Source organism: Luteibacter sahnii, assembly GCF_034063545.1.
In the GTDB taxonomy this organism is placed as follows: Bacteria; Pseudomonadota; Gammaproteobacteria; order Xanthomonadales; family Rhodanobacteraceae; genus Luteibacter; species Luteibacter sahnii.
Genome location: NZ_JAQLOK010000006.1, coordinates 139,876 through 163,214 on the forward strand (window position 1 = coordinate 139,876; position 23,339 = coordinate 163,214).

Sequence of the window (23,339 nt, forward strand, 5' to 3'; positions counted from 1 at the left end):
GCCCGAGGGCGACCGGTCGACGACCGTCATCCCCCGGGCCTTGCCTGACGGCCCCATGCCAAGACTTCCCCTCGCCTATCGCGGCGCAGCATGCGCATGCGTATGGCTTCCGCTACCGTAACGCTTCTCTAACACCCAGGGAGTGATCCACATGCGTATCCGCCATCTCGCCGGGGCCATCGGCGCCGCCCTCCTGTTCAGCGCCGGGGCACACGCCGACGGGTTCCAGCAGGTCGTCTCGTTCGGCGACAGCCTGAGCGACAACGGCAACGTCTCGATCCTCCTGCGCGCGCCCACCACCTCGCGCTTCACCACCAATCCGGGCACCGTCGCGGTCGAGAACATCGCCAGCGCCTTCAACCTGTCGCTGGCGCCCTCGCTGCAGGGTGGCACCGACTACGCCTACGGCAATGCCCGCGCCGCCGTGGCCAATACCATCGCCGGCCCGCTGGTGGCCCCGTCGACCGCCACGCAGATCCAGACCTACCTCGCCGCCAACGGTGGCAAGGCCAACCCGAACGCGCTCTACACCATGTGGATCGGCGCGAACGACCTGCTCGCCGCCGTGCAGAACCCGGCCACCGCGCAGGTGACGGTCGCCACGGCCGCCTCGAACGAGGTCGGTCAGCTCAAGGCCCTGCAGGCCGCCGGCGCGAAGACCATCGTCGTGTTCAACCTGCCGGACGTCGGCAAGACGCCCGCCGCGATGTCGCAGGGCGCCGCGGCCTCCGCCGGCCTCACCCAGCTGTCGCAGCTCTACAACGGCGTGCTCTCGGGCGGCCTCGCCTCCGCGCAGCGCGGCATCGTGCCGATCGACACCTACACGTTGCTCAACGAAGTCATCGCCAATCCGTCGGCCTACGGCTTCAGCAACGTGACCGTGCCGGTCTGCACCACGGCCAGTTCGCTCACGTGCTCGCCGAACACGCTGCGCGACCCCAACGCGTCGAGCTACCTGTTCGCCGACGGCATCCACCCGACCGCGGCCGCGCACGCCATCCTCGGCCAGTACGCCGTGTCGGTGATCCAGGCGCCGCAGAAGATCTCGCTGCTTGGCGAGGCCGGCCTGGCCACGAACGCCGCGCACGTGCGCTCGCTGCGCAACCAGATGCTCGCCGACAACTTCGGTGGCGACTCGCGCTTCTTCGCATCGGTCGACTACGGCCAGCAGAAGTTCAAGAACACCGGCACCTCGCCGGGCACCGACAGCGACAACGTCAACCTCACCGTCGGCGCCGATGCGAAGGTCAACGAGAACGTCAACGTCGGTGTCGCCCTCGGCCTGGGTCAGACCAACGCCGATTTCAAGGGCGGCGGTGGTTACAAGCTGCAGGACGTCGCTGGTTCGGGCTACGCCTTCTATCACAACGGCGGCGGCTACGTCGGCGGCTTCGTGAGCTTCGGCCAGCTGAGTTTCACCGACATCGATCGCCGCATCGACCTGGGCACGGCCCGCCGTACCGAAACGGGCAAGACCGATGGCTCGCACGTGGGCGGTGGCCTGAGCGGCGGCTGGTGGTTCGGCAACGAATCGCTTAAGACCGGTCCGTTCGTCAGCGTGGAATGGGAGCAGCTGCGCGTGTTCGGCTATACCGAGTACGGCAGCACCAGCACCGCGATGCAGTTCGGCAAGCAGACCCGCAACGCCCGCATCGAAACGGCTGGCTGGCGCCTGCAGGGTTCGTGGCAGTCGGGCAACACCACGCTGCATCCGTTCGCTGAAATCGCCTACAACCACGACGGGCGCGCAGACGATCGCTTCGTGACCGCCGGCCTGACCAACATGTCCGGTCGCTTCAGCGTGCAGGGCTTCGCGCCCGACAAGAACTGGGCCACCGCCGATCTCGGCATCTCCGCCGACTTCAGCCAGCGCTGGAGCGGTTGGGCCGCCTACAGCGGTCGCTTCGCCGACGACTCGCAGCGCTACAACAGCCTGAACCTCGGCGTGAAGATGGCCTTCTAATGACCTGGTTCGCCTGATCGGAAAACGCCGGCCTCGCGCCGGCGTTTTTCGTTACGGCAAACGATGAACCAAAAAAAACGCCGGCAAACGCCGGCGTTTTTCGGTGCATACGGTGTCGCGCTTACTTCTTGCCGCCAGCCTTGGACAGCATGGCTTCGGCCTGGCTCTTGAGGCTGTTGGCGTCGGCATCGCTCAGCTCGTCGACCTTGCCGCCGACTTCGTTCTGCTTGAGCACCAGCTCGCCCGCGTCGTTCCAGCCCGCGCGCTCGATGGACGTCGGTTTGCCGTCCTTGCTCGGCTTCTTCTCCTGCACCACGACCCACGGCTTGCCATTCTTATAGGCGTAGTTGGTGGAGGTGAAACCCTTGTCGCCGTAGTCGACCAGCTCGATGACAAACTGGACGTCGTTGCCTTTCTTGAAGATTTGCCAGCCGCGCGATTCGCCTTCCTTCAGCGCGGTGCCCTGGGTCATCTTCATGCCGCCGATGTTCTTCTTGACGCTGTTGAAGTCGGCCAGTTCTTTCTCACCCGGTGTGGCCTCGCCAACCAGCTGGATGTTGGCGACGTTCTTCGCGCCCTTGGTGAGCACCGGATTCTTCAGCGGCGACGAGTAATGGCGCTCGCCATCCTGCATCGACGCCTCGATGATGTAGATGTCGTTCGGGTTGACGTCCGACGCGTTGAAGTCGAGCTGGAACGACTGCGGCAGCGTCACCGGGGAGATCGTCTTCGTCGCGAGCGGCTGCGCGCCCTGGGCCGAGACGTCGAGCAGCTTGAGCTCGAGCTTGGCGTTGGGCGAGAGATCCTTGCCCGCGTCACGCAGGGTCACCGTGCCCGTGACGTTGGTGGCTGCCGCAGCGGCCGCGTTGGAGTCGCCGTTGGCCTGCTGGCCGTTACCGGAGGAGCCACCGCAGCCAGCGAGGGCCAGCGTGGTCACGGATGCGAGCGACAAGAAAAGCCTGCGCATGGGTCTGAACCTCGTAACGAATCAAAAAGAGCGGATCACGCAGGATACGCACGCGCACGGCGCGTCGAGCCTGGCGGGGGGAACGTGTGAGCATACCGGCAAATGCGCCGATGGAAAAGTCAAGGGCGTAACGTCTGGTTTTCGGCCGATCTGCGACAAAGTTGACCCTAAACATCGAAGACATGCCGAAGACGCGTAGCGCTATTTTTTACGCAAATTCATGCGGATAGCGGCGCGCGTCGAACCGCCGGGACATGGGCGATAGCGTTGGCTGCGCGCCCTCGCATAAAAAGGTTCTTCGCGGAGGTGCGGGAATAGGCATAAAAAAAGGCTCATCGCGGCGTATCGGGAGCCCTCCGAACGATCGAGCTGACGGCCTGGTGCAGGGTTCGATCCGGCCAGTTGCGTTGCTCTTGCGTCCGGGTATCGCCAGAGCGCGGTGCATCTGAACGTTTCGCGGGAAATCCTGGTGTCCACCGTCGAGGCGAGTTCCGCATAAGAGAGCGGCCGAAGCCACGTCGATACACGGGCTGCGCAAGCGCTCCCTCCCTGTCGAACGCGCAGGAGACCTGTGTGACCAGCGAGTGGGACGCCGAAAGCGCTGGCCGCATCGCCTCACCGTTCGGACCGACCGCGGGGCCTGTGGCCGCGCAGCGCCCCCGGACTGCCATGAAAAATCAAAAAAAACCGCCCCGAAGGGCGGTTTTTCTGTCGGAATGACACCGGCCCTGGACAGGACGGTGTCAGCCGGTCGACCACCGATGATCAGTAGTCGTAGGTCACGCCGAAACGGAAGTAACGCGGCGTCTGGAACGCGATGGGCGCGTTGTACGTCGGCAGCGGTGCGCTGCTGGTCGCGTAGTACGGGTACGACTGCGTCTTCTTCTGTTCGTTGAACAGGTTGAAGACTTCGGCCGTGAAGCCCAGGCGACCTTCGGCGAACGCCGGACGGTAGGCGAGCGCGGCCGACACGGTGTGCGTGATCGGGTTGCGGCCCGCGGCACCCGGGGGCGACGGCAGACCGTTGCACCAGTGGTACGACGTGGTGCCGTAGCCAGCGTCGATCTGGTCCGGACCGAAACCGCCGTAGCAGTTGCGCGGCGCACCGGAGACGATCGCGATGTTGCCCGAGACCTGCCATTCCGGCGTGATCTCGTACGCACCGTAGGCCTTCAGCTCGTGGGTGTGGTCGTTGGCGAGCTTGCCGTTCGAATACACCATCAGCGGAGCGTTGTCCCACGCCTGCGTGACCGACGGATCGCTACGCGTACCGGCATCGGAGTCGGTCTGGCCTTCGCTGTTGCCGTAGAGCTTGGAGAAGACGTACGAGACGTTGCCCCACCACTTGCCGTCACCCTTGAGGTGCTGCAGGTGCAATTCAACGGCGTAGTAGTGACGCTTCAGGTGCGGGAAGCCGAGATCGTCGTTCGTGGCGCGGACGCGGTCGTAGCCGCCGGCAGCGTTCGGGGCCAGGAAGGTGTTCGCGCGGCCCGGGTTGAACAGGTAGCAGCTGACGCCCGCAGCGGCGAGGTCAACGTTGGAACCGCTGGCGGTGAACAGCTGCTGCAGGCGGCCGGGCGGCGTATCGCCGGTGTCGCAGTAATCGTCGATCGCGTTACGCAGGGCGCGGTAGGTCAACTTGGCGCCGTAGACCCAGTTCTCGCCCCAGGTCTTGTCGAAACCAGCGATGAACTCATCCTGGTATTCGGACTTCAGGCCCTTCGCGCTGACGATGTTCGGGTCCTTCGCCTGGCCGTACTCGTTGTTGGGCGAGTAGGGCTGGCCCGGGCCGTTGACCGTGTTGAGCGGGGTCAGGCCAGTCGGGTAACCGGTGGCCGGATCGATGCCCGTGTACGAGAAGTACGTGTTGGTCTGGGTGGAACCCGAAGCGCCACGCAGGGCCGGCACGAGCGGCAGGGCGAGGTAGTAGCGACCGGCATTGGCGTACACCTTGAAGGTGCTGTCGCCGTACACGTCCCAGCTACCGCCGAGGCGCGGTGCCCACTGCGGCTTGGTCTGGGTGATGTAGGCCTGGCCGCTGCCGTTGTAGTTGGTGAACTGGTCGTTACGCAGGCCGAGCGACAGCTTGACCGTGTCCGAGACCTGCCATTCGTCCTGGATGTACTGGGCACGCTGGCGCACGCGCACCGAGGCGGCGGTCTGCTGGCGGTACTGCGAAACGTAGTACGGCGTGCCGACCGGCGACGAGACGGCGCCGTTGGCGATGCCGCTGTCCTCGACGGTGCCGTAGCTCCACTCGTAGCCGAAGTTGTTGTAGACCGACTGGCCGTCGTTCAGATCCTGGGTGTTCTGGTTGTCGATACCCGCCGAGATCGTGTGGTCGCCCAGCACGTAGGAGAGGTCGACGCGGTAGTTCGAGACCTTGCTCTCATGCTTGGGATCGGGAACGACCGTGAGGTTCTGGGCGTTGGTGATGCCCTGCGGGAAGCCCGCCGTGTACGCCGGGTTCTGGCTCTCGGCGCCGAGGATCGGAATCAGGTTCGGATCGGTGGTGCCGGTCCGGGTGAACAGCTTCGTGTCCTGCTTGCCGTACTGGGCCGTCAGGGTCAGGCTGTCGGTGATGTAGCTGGTGTACTTCGCGATCCACATCCGCTGCTTGGTGCTCGACGCGGTATCCGGCGCGATGAAGCTGCCGTAGGCACGGGTGCGGTTGTTGAAGTTGTACACGTCGCCGGTGTAGTTGTGCTGGTAGCTGGCACCGGTCAGTTCAAGCAGGTTGTTGTCGTTGATGTTCCAATCGAGCTTGGCGTACATCTTCGGATCTTTGTACGTGTACTGCGTGATCTTGTTCGACGAGGCGAGGGCGACGCTGTCACCTTCGCGCTTGGCGCCTTCGACGGCGATGAAGCCAAACAGGGTGTCCTTGATCAGCGGGCCGCCGGCGTAGGCCGAGTACACCGCTTCCCAATCCTTGTTGAGATTGCGGTAGCGATAGACCTGGCCGTCGCGCACCGAGCTGCTCGGGTACTTGGCGTTGATCGGGTCGGCCTTGCCGAACTCAGGCGTCCACAGGACCTGTCCGCCGAAGTGGAATTCGTTGCTGCCACGGCGACCAACGATGCTGATCACGCCGCCGTCGGAGCGACCGTACTGGGCGCCGTAACCGCCGGTCAGGATTTCCTGCTGGTCGATCGCGCCGTACGGCAGGGCCATGCCGCCGTAACCCGAGATGGGATCGGTGGTGTTCATGCCGTTGATGTAATAGGCATTCTCGGACACGGACGAACCGCCGAACGAGACCAGCGCCTGGCCGGTCGGGCTGGCGAAGCCGGTGCCGGTGGCACCCTGCGACACGCCCGGGGCGAGCAGCGCGATCGATTCGGCGGTGCGGCCGAGCGGGAGCTGCTTGAGCTGGGTCTGGGTGATAACGGTGCGCGAGTCGACGGACGACACGTCGATCGGGGGCAGCGCGTTGCCGGTGACGGTCACGGCCGACAGGTTTTCAGCGCTGGTGGCCGTGGCGGCGGCCGCGGCAAAGGACACGTCGGTACCGGCGTTGACCTTGAGCTGGACGTTGTCGCGCGTGTCGACGGTGGCACCGCCCTTCATCAGGCTGACCTTATAGGTGCCCAGCGGAAGGTTGTTGAAGGTGTAGCGGCCGTTTTCGGCGACCGTGGTGGAGCGGGTCACACCGGTCGAGCTGGTGATCTGAACGGTTTCACCCGGTTCGGCCGAACCGAACAGGCTACCGGTGGTGGACTGGGCGAAAACGGTGCCCGTAAGGCCCATGCCCATCGCCAGCGCGAGCGCGAGCGAAGAACGACGCAGGACGGATGCCTGCCGGATGCTGCGAGAACTCATGATGCAAATCTCCCCAGATCGGCCCAACCGGGCCTTAAAAACGAGCAAAGCCGGCAAAGGCCGGAAAATTCGGCCTTGGCGGTGCACGTTTCCGGGGTTTTTCCTCGGCGCCTGCTCCTCCCAGAGTAGCGTCGTCCCCACGAGACCTGCTCCCGACAAGTCCATCGACTCTTACCGTACGGGGCCGATTCACGATTCGTGAAATCTTCCCGACAGAATTCGCCGATGCCGAACATAGGGGCAGGGAGCGCGTCGTGTCAACAAATTATTTACAAGGCCCCGGCTCCTGCCCGAGGCCCCGACCGGCGGGTTGGCCGGGCCTACCTGAAAAGGCCACCGGCAAGCCGGTGGCAATCTGGGGAGACGCTTCCATCCCTGGACATGTTTTTCTACCGTTTTCCTCTCAAGCCGGGGGCTCCTGCCCCCGGCCCGAGCCGGTGCGCTTAGAAGTCGTAGCTAGCGGACAGGCGCACGAAGCGCGGCGTCTGGAAGTACGTACCCATGTTGTAGGTATTGCTGACCACACCCGGACCCGCGTTGGTCTCATAGGTGGCGTCGGTCTGCGTGACCTTGCGCTCGTCGGTGACGTTGAACACGCTCAGCGCGAAGGCCAGCTTGTGATCGGCGAACGCCGGGCGATAGGTGACCGACAGGTCGATGTTCTTCGTCCACGGCTGGCGCTGGTCGCCCGGGTGGTAGGGCTGGCCGTTGCAGAAGTGGTACGAGGAGCCGTAACCGATGGGATCGGTACCGGCCGCACCGTAGCCACCCGGCGTACCGGTGTTATCCAGCGTCGGACCGGCGTAGTAGCCGAGGCAGCTCTTGGGGCCACCCGACTGCACGCGCACCACGCCCGAAAGCAGCCACTCGTCGGTCAGCGCATAGCTGCCGCGCATCTTGATCTGGTGGCGGCGGTCGTTCGCGAGCAGGCCGTTGGAGTTTTCCATCAGCGCGGCGGCATCCCAATCCTGCGTCTTGGAAATGTCGTCCTGACCGATGTCGGACTTCACCTGGCCTTCGGTGTTGCCGTAGCTGCGCGAGAAGGTGTAGTCGATGCGACCTTCCCACTTGCCGTCCCACGGATGGCCGAAGTACATGTCGAGCGCGTAGTACTTGCGCTTCGCGCCATCGGTGAAGCCCCAGTCGTCGCGCGACATGCTGACTTCGGTACGGGTACCGTCGGCGTTGCCGAAGCTGAAGCGGTTGGTCTTGCCCGGGTTGAAGATCACGCAGCCCGGGAAGGTGGTGTTGTCCGTGTTGACGCCCTGGGCCTGGAGCTTCTCGATCACGCGATTCATGTCGCAGACGTCGTCGATGGCGGCCTGGAGCTTGCGCACGGTCAGCTTGGCGCCGCCGACCCACTCGCTGCCGAACGCCTTGTCGAAACCGAGGATGGCTTCGTCCTGGTACTGCGACTTCAGGTTACGCGCGGTGACGGCCTTCGGGTCGGTCGGCTGACCGTACTCATTGTTGGCGGAGACCGGGCCCGGTCCGAGCGGGGCCAGTCCGGTGGGCGAACCGTCCGCGGCGATACCCGTGTAGGTGAAGTACTCGCTGGTCAGGGTCGACGACGAGGCGCCACGGATCGCGACGCTGTTCGGCAGTGCGAGGAAGTAGCGGCCGAGGTTGCCGTAGACCTTGAAGGTCGAATCGCCGAACACGTCCCATGCGGCGCCGAGGCGGGGGGCCCACTGGTTGCCGCTGTCGACGTACGAGATGTGGTTGTTGTTGTAGTTGGTGAACTTGTCGTTGCGCACGCCGACCGTCACGTTGACGCGGTCGTTCACCTGCCACTTGTCTTCGAGGTAGTAAGCCTTCTGATCGACCGACATGCTCGTGGTGGTGATGAACTTGTACTGGCGCACGTAGTAACCCGCGCCACCCGGCGCGCCGACGCCGAGCGTACGACTGATCGGCGTGGTGGGGTTGCCGCGCCCGTAGATCCAGGCGTAGCCCGGGCCGCTCATTGACTGGCCTTCGTCGTACGCGTTGTAGCGCATGTTATCGATACCGCCGGTGAGGCGGTGATCGCCGACCTGCCACTCGAGGTCCATGCGAAGGCCGTGCGTCAGGCTGCGCGCATCCGGAGCCTTCGACACGTAGGTCGGGTTGAGGTTGGAGATCGGCGTACCGCCGGTGATGGCCGGGTTCTGGTTGGTCACGCCGCTCAGCCACGGCGCGCCGCCGCCGCTGGGATTGTTGAAGTAGTCCTGCGACTTGCCCTTGCCGTAGGTCGCGGAGAACGTCAGGTCGTCGGTCAGGTAGCTGGTGTACTTGCCGATCGTGTAGGTGTTGGTCAGCTTGGTGTGGTCGGCGAAGGCGCCGGTCTGACCGCCCTGGGTGTGCGTCGCGTAGTCGTAGGCGTAGTACACGCCTTCCGCTTCATCCTGCGAACGGATGCCCGTCACTTCGAGGATGTTGCTGTCGTTGATGTTCCAGTCCAGCTTCACGTAGTACTTGGGCAGGTTGAACGTGTAGTGGTTGTTGGCCTGGATGCTGCTGGCCGAGCTGTTCGTGGAGACGCCTTCGCTCTTTTCCGCTTCGGCGGCGGCGAAGAGGAACAGCTTGTCCTTGATCAGCGGACCACCCACGTAGGCGCTGTAGGTCGTGGTCCACTTCTTGTTGCCGTCGCGATGACGGTATTCGGTACCGGGCTGGTCCGCGTTCTCATACTCGTAGCCGTTCGGCAGCGTGGCATTCGGGTAGAAGATGTTGCGCGGAGACTCGGCGAGGAACTTCGGCTCCCACAGCACCTGGCCACCGAAGTGCCATTCATTGGTGCCGCGCTTGCCGACCTGGTTGATCACGCCGCCGTCGGAACGGCCGTACATCGCGCTGTAACCGCCCGTGTAGACTTCCTGCTGGTCGATCGCGCCGTACGGCAGGCTCGCGCCGCCGAGGTTCTTCAGAGGGTCGGTCGTGTTGTAGCCATTGATGTAGTAAGCGTTCTCGGAGACGCCGGCGCCGCCGAACGACACCACTCGACCGAAGTCACCCGAACCGGTGACGACGCCCGGAGCGAGCAGCGCGATGGCTTCCGCGTTACGACCCAGCGGCAGGCGGGTGAGCTGGGCGGACGTCACGACGGTGCGCGAGTCGACCGAGGAGACATCGATCGGCGGCAGCGCGTTCGCGCTCACGGTCACCGATTCCAACGACTGCGCGTTGCCCGCGGCGGCGCTGGCGAACGACACTTCGGAGCTGCTGCCGACGGTCAGGTTGATGTCCTTGCGGGAGTCGACGACCTTGCCGCCGTCCAGCACGTTGACGGTGTAATTGCCCAGCGGCAGGTTGCTGGCGCGATAGCGACCGGAAGCATCCGCCGTGATCTGGCGGTTCACGCCGGTCGAGGGGCTGGAAATCTGGATGGTGGCACCCGGCTGGGCGGAACCGAAGATCGAGCCGGTGGTCGACTGCGCAAGCGCGGCGCCGGACACGGTGGCCAGGCCGATGGCCAGGGCGAGGGTGGAACGACGACCGAGTACGGAGGCTCGATAGGAACGCGAAATCATGCTGCGGGACTCCCCTAGAAAGTTAACCCTTGATCGAATGTTTCTACGATCGGCAGGCAAACGCCTTCGTCCTGACCTTCGCCAGGCTTGGGCAAACGACATCGAAAAAAGGACGGAAACGTCGGATTTTTCCGCTTCATTTCCGTACGCCAGCCTCTCCCCGGATGGCGTGGGGAAACATATACGTAATGCGAACCCGTAGGGCAATACGGAATTTTTACCATTGGTTTGGATTACCACCGAAACAACTTACGCGTACACTATTTCTTTCGCGTCAAAAAATGTCGCTTGAACAGTGACTTGTGGCCATTCTTAGCAATGACTTATGGCACATGCACGACTTTGGCTTAGGAAATTTTCTTACCAGATTTTGCATGTCGATCCGGCGCAGTCCGCAAAAAAAGGCCTCCGTGCCGTCGGCACGGAGGCGATCCGGGGAGTCGCTTTTGATCTTTATCGTAGGGACACGTCCTGTATCCCTACGACTCTTCTTATTGTCTTGGGTGGATACCGCGCCGTTACATCGAGAAGTCGTAACGCGCCGTGAGGCGGACGCTACGCGGCGTGGAGAAGCTCAGCGGACGGCCGTAGGTCGGGCTCAGCGGACCATCGGCGGTCTGGTAGGTTTCGTCGATGTTCTGCACGCGCTGCTGGTTGAAGAGGTTGAAGACGTCCATCTTCAGCGACAGGTCGTGGTTGAAGAACGACGGACGGTATTCCGCGCTCAGCGACAGCTGGTAGGTCCACGGCAGGCGGCCACGGGAGCCGCGCGGGGCGTCCTCGCCGTTGCAGTAGAAATACGACGAACCGTAGTTGAACGTATCCGGCGGACGAATGCCGAGGCAGTTCTTCGGACGACCCGATAGCGCCAGCAGGTTGGCGCCGAAGAGCCATTCCGGCGTGGCCTGCCAGAAACCGTAGGCCTTCACCTGGTGGCGGCGATCGCTGGGCAGCGGGCCGTTCGAGCCGATCATCAGCTCAGGGAAATCCCAGTCCTGGGTGACCGACGGATCGAGCTGGCCGATGTCCGACTTCAGCAGGCCTTCGGAGTTGCCGAAGCTCTGCGACCACACGTATTCGGCGCGACCGAAGAACTGCTGGTTGAACTGGTGCTCGACGTACAGGTTCACGGCGAGGTACTTGCGCTTGAGATCCGGAAAACCGAGATCGGCCTTGGACAACGCGATGTTCTCGTAGCGACCGTCGTTGTTGAGATCGATGGTAAACGTGTTGCCCTTGCCGGGGTTGAACAGCAGGCAGCCCGGGATCTTCGCGTCGGGGCTGATGGCGATGTTGTTGCGCTCGGCCCAGGCTTCGATCGGGCGGGAATCGCACATGTCGTCGATGATGCTGCGCAGCTTGCGATACGTGGCCTTGGCGCCGACGGTCCAGTCCGAGCCCAGCTGCTTGTCGAAGCCGAGGATGTACTCGTCCTGGTAGTAGGCGCTGAGGTTCTTCGCCGACAGCGTCTTCGGATCCGGCGCGCTGCCATCGGCGCCGTTGGCGTAGTGGATCCCCGAGATGGGGGTCGGGTTGATCGGCGCGTTGGTGGTCGGATCGACGCTGCCATAGGCGAAGTACTGGCGCTCGAACAGCTGCGGGCCCGCACCACGGATGGCGACGTTGGACGGAATGGCCAGGTGATAACGGCCCGCGTTGGCGTAGACCTTCAGCGTGGAATCGCCGTAGACGTCCCAGGTGACGCCCAGGCGCGGCGCCAGCTGGTGACGCTGTTTCACGAACACGACGCCGTCGGTGTTGAAATTCTTGAACTGTTCGTTGCGCAGGCCCATGTAGGCCAGCCAGTTCTGCGATATCTGCCAGTGGTCTTCGATGAACTGCGCTTCCTGTTCCACCTTGACGTTGCCGGCGGCGCGGAAGATCTGGCGGCGGGCGATTTCGGTGGTGCCCGGCGGGATGGCGAGTTCAGGGAAGCCCGTGATCTTGCCGCTGGCCGGCGGGTTGCTGTAGGTCCACAGCGCGCCGCCCTGCACGGCGAGGCCACCGTAGGATTCGGCCGTCTGGTTGTCGACACCGGCGCGCAGGTCATGGTCACCCAGCGAATACTGGATGTCGAAACGCCAGTTCTTGACCTTGTCGTTCGCACCCGGGGCGATCAGGTTGCCCTGCACCGGGGCGCAGCTCACCCGCTTGAGGGCAGCGGGCACGTTGCGGTTATCGACGATGTTCGGGCAGGTCACGCCCGCCGCACCGGAGACGTTGTCGACGTGGTCGGTCTTGCTGTGGCCGTACAGCGCGTCGATCGTCAGCGAGTCGGTGATGTAGCCGGTGTACTTGCCGATGTACATCACGCCGCCGGGCGTGGAGTTGGCGGTGCCGATATTCTTCTGGTGCTCGCTACCGAGCACGCGCGTGCGCGACCGCGTGGCGTAGTCGTACGAGTAGATGGTGGTGTCGTTGAGATTGGTGTCGCCGATGCCGGTCAGTTCGAGGATGTGGCTGTCGGTAATGTTCCAGTCGATCTTGCCGACCCAGTGGTTGGCCTTCAGGGGGCCGTCGAACGCCGTCTTGGTCAGCACGTTGGTGACGCCGGCCGAGTTGTCGGTGCGGACCACGTCGGCGGCGGCATAGACGAACAGCTTGTCCTTGATCAGCGGGCCGCTGACATACAGGCCGTAGAGCAGGTCGTCGGTCTTGTTGCCCTCGCGGTACTGGTAGATCGTGCCGTCGGTGACGTTGCCCGAGGTGCGGGGGTAGTAAATGTTGCGCGGGTTGGACTTCAGCGAGCGCGGGCTCCACTGGACCTGCGCGCCGGCTTTCCAGGTGTTGGTGCCGCGCTTGGTGGTGATGTTGACCACGCCGCCGGTGGAGCGGCCGTATTCCGCGCCGTAGCCGCCGGTGAGGATCTGCTGCTGGTCGATCGCGTCGAACGGGAGCGTGGCGAAACCCAGGCCCGTCAGCGGATTGGTCACCGCGAAACCGTTGATGTAGTACTGGTTCTCAGCCGCCGAAGCGCCACCGAACGAGACGACGCCGCCGTAGCGCGAGTCGCCGCTGACGACTCCCGGCGCGAGCAGCGCGGCCGCGTTGACGTTCGAAGCCACGGGAATGCGCTGCAACTGGTCGGCGGTGAGCACGGTGCGCGAGTCGACCGACGAGACGTCGATCGCAGGCAGGGCCGTGCCACTGACGCTGATCCCCTCCAGGCTCGTGGCGGCGTTGCCGGACGCGGCGGCCACGAACGAAACGTCGGTACCGGTACCGATGTTCACCTGCACGTCGCGGGTCTCCACGGCGGCGCCGCTGCGGACGAGGCTGACCTTGTAGTGACCCACGGGCAACGACGTGGCGCGGTAGCGACCGTCGGCCGGCAGGGGCAGTTCGCGAGACAGGCCGGTGTCGACGTTGTCGATGCGAACGCTCGCGCCGGCGGCGTTGTCGGCGTGACCGAAGATCACGCCCGAGGCGTTGGACTGCGCATGCGCCGCTCCCCCGGCGAACGTCAGACCCAGCGCCACGGCCAGCGCGGTACGGCGGATGGTTCCACCGGTGTACATGGATTTCATTCGTGTCTCCCCAGGCGACCGCATCCCCTCGATGCAGTTCGTATGTTCTTGCGAATCGTTTTTAACAGGACGCGCCCGATGAACTCCGGTTCAAATCGTGTGGCGTGGCCTGTCTCCCCTTCTTGGCGACCCGGCGACAAACGTCGGGGCGCCGCGCAGATTTACAGCAAGTAATTGCCTATTCCAACAGGAGAAAATGCCGAATACGGCAATAATTTACGACGTAAATTAAACGCTGCCCTCACGTTTCAATCACATCGCCATCAAGCACTTAGATCAGGAAAAGATGTGACGAACGGCCTATGGACAGGTCCGCGACTACGAAAAATTCCTACGTCGATTCCTGAACGGTTCGGCAAATTCCTGCGTCGAAACGTGGTCGACGGGTGAAGAAACTTCTGAGGCGCAAGGTGTTCGAAAGGAAAGTGGCTGTACACCTATACGAACCTCGCGCGTTTGACCGCGAAACGCCGGGGGGCGGCTCGTCACACCTATCTGAGGTTTCAAGCGCATGAACGACAATTCGAGGGGTTCCCTGATGGCGGACGCCGCCAGGGCAGGAATGGACATCAGCCGTGGGGACGCCGCTGTTCCGCCGTCCTCGTTCGCCAGCCGGGTCCGGCAGGTCATCAAGATGTCGGGTAGCGTGAGCGAGATCGCTCGCCGCTGCGGTTTCTCCGAAGGCGTCGTGCGCAGCTGGCGCGACGGCAACACCGATCCGTCGCGCGGCCGCTGCGTCACGATGGCGAAGACGCTGGGACTGTCGCTCGTCTGGCTCGCCGCGGGCGAAGGCCCGATGATGCTCGACGGGAGCAACGAAGACGCCCTCGTGCGCACGGAAAGTTCGGAGTCGGTGCGCGGCCGCGAGAGCCACGTGTCGCAGGGCGTGACGCCGCTGGACCCGTCGCGACTGGCCGCCGCCATGAAACTCCTTCAGTCGGACATCGAGATGACCGGGCGCCGCTTTTCGCCGGTACGTCACGCCGATCTCGTGGCCGAGATGTATTCGATCCTGGGACGCTCCGGCGAAGCCGATTACGCCGATCGCATGATCGCGTTCCGGCATACGCTGATGACCCGTGTTCTCGAAGAGAGCAGCGCGGCAGCAGCGTAAGGGGCGCAGGATCGGTTCGCCCGGGGGGCGAACCGTCCAGCGTCGCAGCCTGTCAGGCGCCAGAGCGAACCGTACGCAGCGGCTCGCCTCGCGACGGCACGGCACCGTGGCGACCGTCGATGGCGACGGTGCCCCACCGGCCGCCTGTCAGAGGCGCGACAGGTCGGCGATCGTTCCGAAGGTCTGGCTCAACTGCGCAAGCAGGCACAGGCGATTGGCCCGCACGGCCGGATCCGCCGCGTTGACCAGCACGTCGTCGAAAAACCGGTCGACCGGTCCCTGCAGCGCTGCGAGGCGAGCCAGGGCGCCCGTGTAATCACCGGACGCCAGCAGGGCACCGGCGTCCACCCGGGCGGCGGTCAGCGCCGCGTGCAGTTCGCGTTCCGCATCGAATTCGAAGTAGGCGACGTCGACGGCGGCCGGCAACGGCGCGGCGTCGGTTTCTTCGGCGCGCTTGCGCAGGATGTTCGACACGCGCTTGTTCGCCGCGGCCAGGCTGGCCGCTTCGCTGCGGCGGGCGAACTCGGCCACCGCGCGCAGGCGGCGGTCGAAATCAGGCAACGTCGACGGCACGACGGCCAGCACGGATTCGAACTGATCGACCGTGAAACCCTGTTCGGTGTAGTAGCCGCGCAGGCGATCCAGCACGAACGCATGGATCTCGTCGGCCAGTTCGCGGCGACGGGCGCCGATGTCCACCGACGGCGGCGTGCCGTCCTTGCCCGGCTTGACGCCCGCGACCAACGCCGTCTCGGGAACCAGTTCGAGGGCCTCGGTCAGGGTGGCGCGCAGGTCGATGGCGAGGCCGCCCTCGATGAGCGTGCGCGCCAGGCCCAGCGCGGCGCGTCGAAGGGCGAACGGATCCTTGTTGCCGCTCGGCTTGAGGCCGACGGCGAAGATGCCGGCCAGCGTATCCAGGCGCTCGGCCACGGCCAGCACCTGCCCCACTTTGCCTGCCGCGATGGCGTCGCCGCCGAAGCGCGGCTGGTAGAAGCTGTCCAGCGCATCGGCGACGTCGGCGTCGATGCCCTGGCGGCTCGCGTAATAGCGGCCCATCACGCCCTGCAGTTCCGGGAACTCCCCGACCATCCGGGTGAGCAGGTCGCACTTGGACAGTGCCGCCGCGTGCGTGGCCTTGCCCGCGTCGATGCCGACGCGATTGGCGATGATCCGGGCCAGTTCGGCCACGCGCACCGTCTTGTCCCACAGGCTGCCCAGCGACTGCTGGTAGGTGACGTTCTTCAGGGCGTCCTGGTAGCCCGCCAGCGGGGTCTTGAGGTCTTCGTCCCAGAAGAACTTGGCGTCGGCGAAGCGCGGGCGAATGACCCGCTCGTAGCCCTTGCGGATTTCCGCGGGGTCGCGACTCTCGATGTTGGCGATGCCAATGAAGTGCTCGGTGAGGCGGCCCTGCGCATCGAACACGGGGACGAACTTCTGGTTCGTTTCCATCGTGGTGACGAGTGCTTCCGGCGGTACGTCGAGGAAATCGCGCTCGAACGTACAGGCGATGCCAACCGGCCACTCGGTGAGGTTGGCGATCTCGTCGAGCAGGTCGTCGCCCAGTCGCGGTTCGCCGCCGGTCGCCACGCGGGCGACCTCGGCGCGCACGCGTTCGCGGCGCTCGGCGGGATCCGCCATGACCTTTGCCTGGCGCAGGGTCTCGAGCCAGCTGTCCGCGTCGGCGACCGTGACCGGGGCGGGATGATGGAACCGGTGCCCCTGGCTGGTGCGCCCGCTCGTGAGGCCGAGCACCTCGCCCTCGACGACGGCCGCGCCATGCAGCATCAGCAGCGTGTGCGCGGGGCGCACGAAGGTGTCGTCACGATCGCCCCAGCGCATCGCCTTGGGAATCGGCAAGCCCTTGAGGGCATCGGCCACCACCTCGGCGAGCAGCGATGCGGTCGGCTGACCGGGCTTCACCGCGCGGAACACGAACCACGCGCCCTTGTCGGTCTGGAGTTTTTCCAGTGCCGAAACATCCACGCCGCAGGACTGGGCGAAGCCGACCAGCGCCTTGCCCGGCTCGCCGTCGGCGCCGAGGCTGGCGGCGACGGCAGGACCACGACGCTCGACGTGCTGTTCGGGCTGGGCCACGGCCACCGCGGGGATATGCACGGCAAGGCGGCGAGGCGAGGCATACGTGCGCGCCGCGGCGTAATCGCCGGCGACGCCGCGTTTTTCAAGGCCCTCCACGATACCGCGCGCGAAAGCGCCGGCGAGGTCGTCGAGCGCCTTGGGCGGCAGTTCTTCGGTGCCTAGCTCGACGACGAGCGGCAGGCGTTCATCGGCCATGGGAGGCCTCCTTGCGATTCTTGAGCCCGGGAAAACCGAGTTTTTCCCGTTGGGCGACGTAGGCTTCGGCCACGCTGCGGGCCAGCGTACGCACGCGCAGGATGAACCGCTGGCGCTCGGTGACACTGATGGCGCGGCGCGCGTCGAGCAGGTTGAACGCGTGGCTGGCCTTGCAGACCTGCTCGTAGGCCGGCAAAGGCAGGCCGGCCGCGATCAGCTTGCCCGCCTCGCCCTCGCAGACGTCGAACCAGTGGAACAGTTCGGCCACGTTGGCGTGCTCGAAGTTGTAGGTACTCTGCTCCACCTCGTTCTGGTGGAACACGTCACCGTAGGTGACCACGCCGTGGGGTGCGTTGGTCCAGACGATGTCGTAGATGCTGTCGACGTTCTGCAGGTACATCACCAGGCGTTCGAGGCCGTAGGTGATTTCCCCGGTAACGGGGCGGCACTCCAGGCCGCCGGCCTGCTGGAAGTAGGTGAACTGGGTCACTTCCATGCCATTGAGCCAGACCTCCCAGCCCAGGCCCCACGCACCGAGCGTGGGGGATTCCCAGTTGTCCTCGACGAAGCGAAGGTCGTGCACCAGCGGATCGATGCCCAGCGCCTTCAGCGAGCCGATGTAGCGTTCCAGGATGTCGTCCGGGTTCGGCTTGAGCACCACCTGATACTGGTAGTAGTGCTGCAGGCGGTTCGGGTTGTCGCCGTAGCGACCGTCCGTGGGCCGTCGGCAGGGCTGCACGTAGGCGGCGGCCCAGGGTTCGGGTCCGAGCGCGCGCAGGAAGGTGGCGGGATGGAACGTGCCCGCGCCGACCTCGGTGTCGAGGGGCTGGACCAGCACGCAGCCCTGCTCCGCCCAATAGCGGTTGAGGGTCTGGATCACGTCTTGGAAGGTGGGCGCGGACATGGTTCCCGAGTCCTTGAGAAAGCGGGCTAGTATAGCGGCGTCGTCTTTCATGAGGGATCGCCAGGCCATGGCAGTCAATCCGCAATCGGGCGCGATGCTGGGGCGCCGCGGGCGGCTGGAGCTCGAGGATGTGCTCGCTGCGCTGGTGGTCGACGGCTACATCACCGGAGACGACGCCAAGCGCGTCCGCGCGGGGGCCCGGGGCGGCAAGACCGCCATTGAGCTCAACCCGCTCGTGGTGATCGCCAACGCTCGTCTGGGCAACCAGCGCGAACCGGGCCGCCCCCTGAGCCTGGAAGGCCTGGTGGAATGGCTGGCTGGCAAGGCCGACCTGCCCTACCTCAAGATCGACCCGATGAAGATCAACGTGGCGCAGGTGACCCAGGTGGTCAGCAGCGCCTACGCCCAGCGCCATCGCATCCTTCCGGTCAGCGCGTCGCCGGGCGAGGTGGTGTTCGCCACGGCCGAGCCGTTCGACATGGCCTGGGCGAGCGACCTCGCGCACATGCTCCGCCGCGACGTGCGCCGCGTGGTGGCCAGCCCGATCGACATCAACCGCTACCTGCTGGAGTTCTACGGCGTGCAGCGGTCGATCCAGCTCGCCCAGGACGCGAAGGGCGCCGAGCCGTCGAAGATCATCAACTTCGAGCAACTGGTCGAACTGGGCAAGGGCGGCGAGGTGGGTGCCGACGACCGGCACGTAGTCCACATCGTCGACTGGCTGCTGCAATACGCGTTCGAGCAGCGCGCATCCGACATCCACCTCGAGCCGCGACGCGATGCGGGCCAGATCCGCTTCCGTATCGACGGCGTCATGCAGAAGGTGTTCGAGTTGCCGCCACCGGTGACCACCGCCGTGACGGCACGCGTGAAGATCCTCGCGCGCATGGACGTCGCCGAGAAACGCCGCCCGCAGGACGGCCGCATCAAGACGCGCTCGGCCGGTGGCCGCGAGGTGGAGCTGCGTATTTCCACCATGCCCACCGCTTTCGGCGAGAAAGTGGTGATGCGTATCTTCGACCCCGACCTCGTCATGAAGGACTTCGCCCAGCTGGGCTTCGCCGACGAGGAGGCCCGCGTGTGGCGCGCCATGGTCGAACGACCGCACGGCATCGTGCTGGTCACCGGCCCCACCGGCTCGGGCAAGACCACCACGCTGTACTCCACGCTCAAGCACCTGGCCCGGCCGGAACTCAACGTCTGCACGGTCGAAGACCCCATCGAAATGGTGTCGCCCGACCTCAACCAGATGCAGGTGCAACCCGCGATCGACCTGGATTTCGCCGCGGGCGTGCGCACGTTGCTGCGCCAGGACCCCGACATCATCATGATCGGTGAGATCCGCGACCTGGAAACCGCGCAGATGGCGGTGCAGGCGTCTCTGACCGGCCACCTGGTGCTCTCCACCCTGCATACGAATGACTCGCCGAGCGCGATTACCCGCCTGCTCGATCTCGGCGTGCCGCATTACCTGATCCAGTCCACGCTGGCCGGGGTCGTGGCACAACGCCTCGTACGCACCCTGTGCCCCCATTGCAAGCGCCCGGCCGCGCAAGAACCCGACGCCTGGGCCGCGCTCACGCATGGCTGGAACCTGCCCCTGCCCGAGCAGGTCTATGAACCCGTCGGTTGCTTGGAGTGCCGCAAGACCGGATACCTCGGCCGCACGGGCGTTTATGAAATGATGCAGCTCTCCCCGCGCGTGCGCGGTGCCATTACGCCCTCGCTCGACCTTTCGCGGCTGACCGACATGGCCTTGCGCGAGGGCATGAAGCCCCTGCGCATTTCCGCCGCGGCGCAGGTCGCCGCCGGCCTCACCACGGTGCGCGAAGTGCTCAATGTGCTTCCGCCCACGGACATCGACGACACGCTTTCCGCATGAAACCCGTTCTCATCATCCGCACCGGCCGTGCGCCCGACACGATCAGCGCGCGCCACGGCGATTTTCCACGTTGGTTTCAACTGGGCCTGCGCCTGCGTGGCCATCGCCTGCGCGTCGTTGACGTCGAGCGGGGCGATGTCCCGCCGCCACCTTCCGAGTGCGCGGGCGCGGTCATCACCGGTTCGGCGTCCATGGTGACCGAGCGGCTGCCGTGGAGCGAACGCACGGCGGGGTGGATCCGCGACGCCATGGACATCGACCTGCCCCTGCTGGGCGTGTGCTATGGCCATCAGTTGATGTCGCACGCGCTGGGTGGCCGGGTCGACTACCTGCCGGGCGGCCGGGAAATGGGCACGCTGTCGCTGTCGACGCGTCCCGGGGCCGGACGCGATCCCTTGGCCTCGGCGCTACCGCAGACCTTCAAGGCGCACGCCACGCACGAGCAGAGCGTGCTCGAGTTGCCTCTCGATGCCGTCAGCCTGGCCCGTTCCGACCGCGATCCGAACCACCTCGTGCGCTACGGTGCGCACGCGATCAGCACGCAGTTCCACCCGGAGTTTTCCGCCGAAGTGATGCGCGCCTACATTCGCCGCAAGCATGGCGTGCTCACGCAGGAAGGCTTCGAGCCCGAGGCGTTGCTCGCGGAGGTGGCTCCCACGCCAGTCGCGACGCGCCTGTTGCGCGGCTTCGCGCGCACGCATCTGGCGCTGGACGACGAACGCTCAGCCGCGTAGGCGGCGTTCGATCGCACCGCGCGACACCAGCGCGAACGCGATGCCGAACAGGAAACCACCGATGTGCGTCCACCATACGACAGCGCCGTAACTCGCCCCTGCATAGCTGAAAAGCAACTGCACGAGCGCCCAGATGCCAATCAGCACGAAAGCCGGCACGCGCACGAATTCCAGGTAGAGGCCCAGCGGCACGACCAGCCCCAGGCGCGCGCTGGGAAACAGCGTCACGTAAGCGCCGACGACGGCGGACACCGCGCCACTGCAACCGATGATGGCGACCCGCGCGCCGGTCAGCGAAATCGCGCCGATCAGGTTGGCTACGACGCCGCCCAGGAGGAACAACAGCAGGAATCGCGGTGAGCCGAGGCTCCGTTCCGCCGGCAGGCTGAAGATCACCAGGAACAGCAGGTTGCTGAGCAGGTGAAGCCATCCGCCGTGAATGAAGATCGCCGTGAACAGGCGCAGCAGGGCCGGGTCGCTGACCTGCTCCCAGAGCGGCAGGCCGGTACCGAACAGATGCGCGGGAACGGTGCCCCAATGACGCATGATGGCGTACCGCTCGTCAGGACTGCTCAGGGCCAGGCCGACGAAGGACACCACGCATACGACGACCACCAGCATGGTGGCCCAGCAAAGCCGCGATCGACGGCGGGTATCCACGCGTACGAACATGGGTCAGGGCACGCCACGGGCAAGGTGAGGACCTTCCGCTTCCAGCGAAGACAGCGCAAACATCGTTTCCGGACCGACCACGCCGTCGGCCGCGATACCGAAGCGCTCCTGCACGTTTCTCACGCGCGACTCCACCGTCCGGTCGAATGAGGCGGCGTCGCCGGCGGCCACGCTCGCCTTGTTGGGCAGGTGTGCGATGACCCAGGCGACGCCTTTGCCAGTGTCGCCACGGGATAGTTTGGCCGGCATCGCCGGGTCGATGCGAAACACGGCGTAGAAGCGCCCGTTCCATATCCGCGAAAACGCCTCGCGGCTCAGTTCGACGTATTTGCCGCCGAGATAGAGGCGGACGGCCTCGTCCCCCGCACCGATGAGCAACACCTGCTGGTGGCCGTTGGCGTCGTCGAGCTCGAGCACCATCGGACGGTCGAAACGGCGCAGTTGGTCGAGCGACCCGCGCCCGCTCACGCAAGCGAACCCGGGAAAGATCGTCGCGTCGCAGTGGATGGCATTGGCGACGGAGGTTTCTTTCGAGGTCACTTGCCACCGGGCCAGCAACTCGCCCCATACGCGGACTTTGCCTACGTCCGGCGGCGGCAGCGCGTCCTTGAAGCTCGCCAGCGCCTGGTCTGGTGTGACCGTCACCAGGTTCTTGGGGCGGGAGGGGCTGCGACCGGAGAAGAACCACGTCGCCGTGCCGCCCAGCACCGCGACGATCGCCACGGCCGCCGCGAGCAGGATCGCCTTGCGATAGCGCCGGAACCAGTACCGCGCGTACTGCGGCAGGACCTCCTGGGCGACGAAACCCAGCGCACGCTCCCCAATTGACTGCTCGCCCCGCTCGGCCGCACGCTCCAGGGCGCGATGGGCGAGAGCGTTAAGGCGTGCGGGATTGCCCTTGCCATCGTCACGCAGGCTACGCAAGCCCAGCCGGCTGAAGGGCATGCGGGCGGTACCGGCGACGTGCAGGCGATGGCGGACGTAGCGCTCGCTCTCTTCCGCGTTCAGCGGACCCAGCACGAGGCGATTACCGATGCGCTCGGCCAACACGGACGGCACCGCCCCGGCCAGGCGATCGCGTAGTTCGGGGGATCCGGCGAGCACGAGATGGAAGGGCGCACCGCCCTTCTCGCAGGCATCGATCAGTCGCCCGATGTCGTTGAGGTTCGCCGACGTGAGGTCATCCGCGTCGTCGAGAACCAGCAGGAACCGCTTGTCCACCTGGTGGGCCAGCCGGCCCAGGCCGGCAGCGAGGCCATCCACGAGGTGGTCTTCGGTATTTGCCTCCGCGCTTAGGGGAAGCGGGAGCCCGAATCCGGCGTACATCGAACGCAACCAGGCGACCGTACCGAGCGCGTAGTCGTCGGCGGTGTGACGTACGACGGTCATCCCATGGTGCGGGGCATCGGCCTCGATCAGCATGCAAAGCAGGCTCTTGCCCATGCCCACGTCGCCAACGATCAGGGTGACGCCTTGGGGGGTCGTGCCGAACTCGTATTCGACCTGCGAAAGGATGTCCCGCTCACGCGTGAACAGGCACGCGAAGCGCAGGTCCGGTGTCTCGCCGAACGGAAGTTCGCGCAACCCAAAGGTCTCTAGATACATGAGCCTAGGGTAACCGATTGATCGGGCGGACGGATTAGTGCCCGGTCGTCCCGCATCGTGGCGAATGCCGGGATAGTGCCCGTTCGACAAGGTGGGCACGTGTCCAGCCCTGGTGGCGAGAAGAGACCGATTTTTTTAAGACGGAACGGGCGATGCTGGATGCACGACCGTATCCGATGACCTGTGGCCGGGATGGCGAGTGGGGAGCAACGCGGGCGGGGTTGGGAAAAAAGAAAAAAACCCGGTCTCGACGAGACCGGGTTTTTTGGGATAAAGCCCCTGGCGGTGACCTACTCTTGCATGGCTTGAGCCACACTACCATCGGCGCATGCGCGTTTCACTTCT

Annotated in this window: 12 protein-coding genes; 4 read left to right on the forward strand and 8 right to left on the reverse strand. The window is 65.2% G+C overall.

Features of this window, described 5'->3' with window-relative positions:
* Nucleotides 1-151 precede the first annotated feature (151 nt).
* Nucleotides 152-1,963 carry an autotransporter domain-containing protein gene (locus tag PI246_RS15450; protein ID WP_320552205.1) on the forward strand — a complete coding sequence of 604 codons (1,812 nt, stop codon included), beginning with the start codon at nucleotides 152-154 and terminating at the stop codon, nucleotides 1,961-1,963.
* Between the two features lie 121 nt (nucleotides 1,964-2,084).
* Here PI246_RS15450 and PI246_RS15455 read toward each other — a convergent pair whose 3' ends face one another.
* The 4 genes from PI246_RS15455 to PI246_RS15470 form a co-directional block, all read right to left on the reverse strand.
* Entirely contained in the window at nucleotides 2,085-2,930 is an 846-nt protein-coding gene (locus PI246_RS15455) for a DUF1481 domain-containing protein (protein ID WP_320552206.1), read from the reverse strand.
* 765 nt (nucleotides 2,931-3,695) lie between these two features.
* The gene (locus PI246_RS15460) at nucleotides 3,696-6,752 is read right to left on the reverse strand and encodes a TonB-dependent receptor (protein ID WP_320552207.1); all 3,057 of its coding nucleotides are present in this window, start codon (nucleotides 6,750-6,752) and stop codon (nucleotides 3,696-3,698) included.
* A gap of 443 nt (nucleotides 6,753-7,195) precedes the next feature.
* Complete coding sequence (locus PI246_RS15465) at nucleotides 7,196-10,261, reverse strand: TonB-dependent receptor (RefSeq protein WP_320552220.1); 3,066 nt, start codon at nucleotides 10,259-10,261, stop codon at nucleotides 7,196-7,198.
* Between the two features lie 521 nt (nucleotides 10,262-10,782).
* Nucleotides 10,783-13,791, reverse strand: coding sequence for a TonB-dependent receptor (locus tag PI246_RS15470; RefSeq protein WP_320552208.1), 3,009 nt, complete (start codon nucleotides 13,789-13,791; stop codon nucleotides 10,783-10,785).
* A 511-nt stretch (nucleotides 13,792-14,302) separates the two neighbouring features.
* On the opposite strand from PI246_RS15470, the gene PI246_RS15475 reads away from it, so the two are divergent.
* Nucleotides 14,303-14,905: a helix-turn-helix domain-containing protein gene (locus PI246_RS15475; RefSeq protein WP_320552209.1), complete on the forward strand. Its 603-nt coding sequence runs from the start codon at nucleotides 14,303-14,305 to the stop codon at nucleotides 14,903-14,905.
* Nucleotides 14,906-15,052: 147 nt separating this feature from the next.
* On the opposite strand, the gene glyS is transcribed toward PI246_RS15475, so the two are convergent.
* Together glyS and glyQ are read right to left on the reverse strand one after the other, a co-directional pair.
* Nucleotides 15,053-17,197, reverse strand: a complete 2,145-nt coding sequence (gene glyS, locus PI246_RS15480; protein ID WP_320552210.1) for a glycine--tRNA ligase subunit beta — start codon at nucleotides 17,195-17,197, stop codon at nucleotides 15,053-15,055.
* Nucleotides 17,187-18,101 carry a glycine--tRNA ligase subunit alpha gene (glyQ, locus tag PI246_RS15485; protein WP_320552211.1) on the reverse strand — a complete coding sequence of 305 codons (915 nt, stop codon included), beginning with the start codon at nucleotides 18,099-18,101 and terminating at the stop codon, nucleotides 17,187-17,189. Before glyQ ends, glyS begins: the two co-directional genes overlap by 11 nt.
* A 67-nt stretch (nucleotides 18,102-18,168) precedes the next feature.
* Between glyQ and PI246_RS15490 the strand changes: the two genes are divergently transcribed.
* Both PI246_RS15490 and PI246_RS15495 read left to right on the forward strand, forming a co-directional pair.
* The gene (locus tag PI246_RS15490; RefSeq protein ID WP_320552212.1) at nucleotides 18,169-19,983 is read left to right on the forward strand and encodes a GspE/PulE family protein; all 1,815 of its coding nucleotides are present in this window, start codon (nucleotides 18,169-18,171) and stop codon (nucleotides 19,981-19,983) included.
* On the forward strand, nucleotides 19,980-20,717 hold the full coding sequence (locus PI246_RS15495; protein ID WP_320552213.1) for a glutamine amidotransferase: 738 nt from the start codon (nucleotides 19,980-19,982) through the stop codon (nucleotides 20,715-20,717). The genes PI246_RS15490 and PI246_RS15495 overlap by 4 nt, the downstream gene beginning before the upstream one ends.
* On the opposite strand, the gene PI246_RS15500 is transcribed toward PI246_RS15495, so the two are convergent.
* On the reverse strand, nucleotides 20,706-21,389 hold the full coding sequence (locus PI246_RS15500) for a rhomboid family intramembrane serine protease (RefSeq protein ID WP_320552214.1): 684 nt from the start codon (nucleotides 21,387-21,389) through the stop codon (nucleotides 20,706-20,708). The two genes, PI246_RS15495 and PI246_RS15500, sit on opposite strands and share 12 nt — an antisense overlap.
* Before the next feature lie 3 nt (nucleotides 21,390-21,392).
* Nucleotides 21,393-22,994, reverse strand: coding sequence for an ExeA family protein (locus PI246_RS15505; protein WP_320552215.1), 1,602 nt, complete (start codon nucleotides 22,992-22,994; stop codon nucleotides 21,393-21,395).
* Nucleotides 22,995-23,339 lie beyond the last annotated feature (345 nt).

Coding starts and splice junctions, on each gene's coding strand:
- PI246_RS15470 (WP_320552208.1), bottom strand. CDS start 13,791: ATGAAATCCATGTACACCGGTGGAACCATCCGCCGTACCGCGCTGGCC.
- glyS (WP_320552210.1), bottom strand. CDS start 17,197: ATGGCCGATGAACGCCTGCCGCTCGTCGTCGAGCTAGGCACCGAAGAA.
- PI246_RS15495 (WP_320552213.1), top strand. CDS start 19,980: ATGAAACCCGTTCTCATCATCCGCACCGGCCGTGCGCCCGACACGATC.
- PI246_RS15460 (WP_320552207.1), bottom strand. CDS start 6,752: ATGAGTTCTCGCAGCATCCGGCAGGCATCCGTCCTGCGTCGTTCTTCG.
- PI246_RS15475 (WP_320552209.1), top strand. CDS start 14,303: ATGAACGACAATTCGAGGGGTTCCCTGATGGCGGACGCCGCCAGGGCA.
- glyQ (WP_320552211.1), bottom strand. CDS start 18,101: ATGTCCGCGCCCACCTTCCAAGACGTGATCCAGACCCTCAACCGCTAT.
- PI246_RS15505 (WP_320552215.1), bottom strand. CDS start 22,994: ATGTATCTAGAGACCTTTGGGTTGCGCGAACTTCCGTTCGGCGAGACA.
- PI246_RS15455 (WP_320552206.1), bottom strand. CDS start 2,930: ATGCGCAGGCTTTTCTTGTCGCTCGCATCCGTGACCACGCTGGCCCTC.
- PI246_RS15490 (WP_320552212.1), top strand. CDS start 18,169: ATGGCAGTCAATCCGCAATCGGGCGCGATGCTGGGGCGCCGCGGGCGG.
- PI246_RS15500 (WP_320552214.1), bottom strand. CDS start 21,389: ATGTTCGTACGCGTGGATACCCGCCGTCGATCGCGGCTTTGCTGGGCC.
- PI246_RS15450 (WP_320552205.1), top strand. CDS start 152: ATGCGTATCCGCCATCTCGCCGGGGCCATCGGCGCCGCCCTCCTGTTC.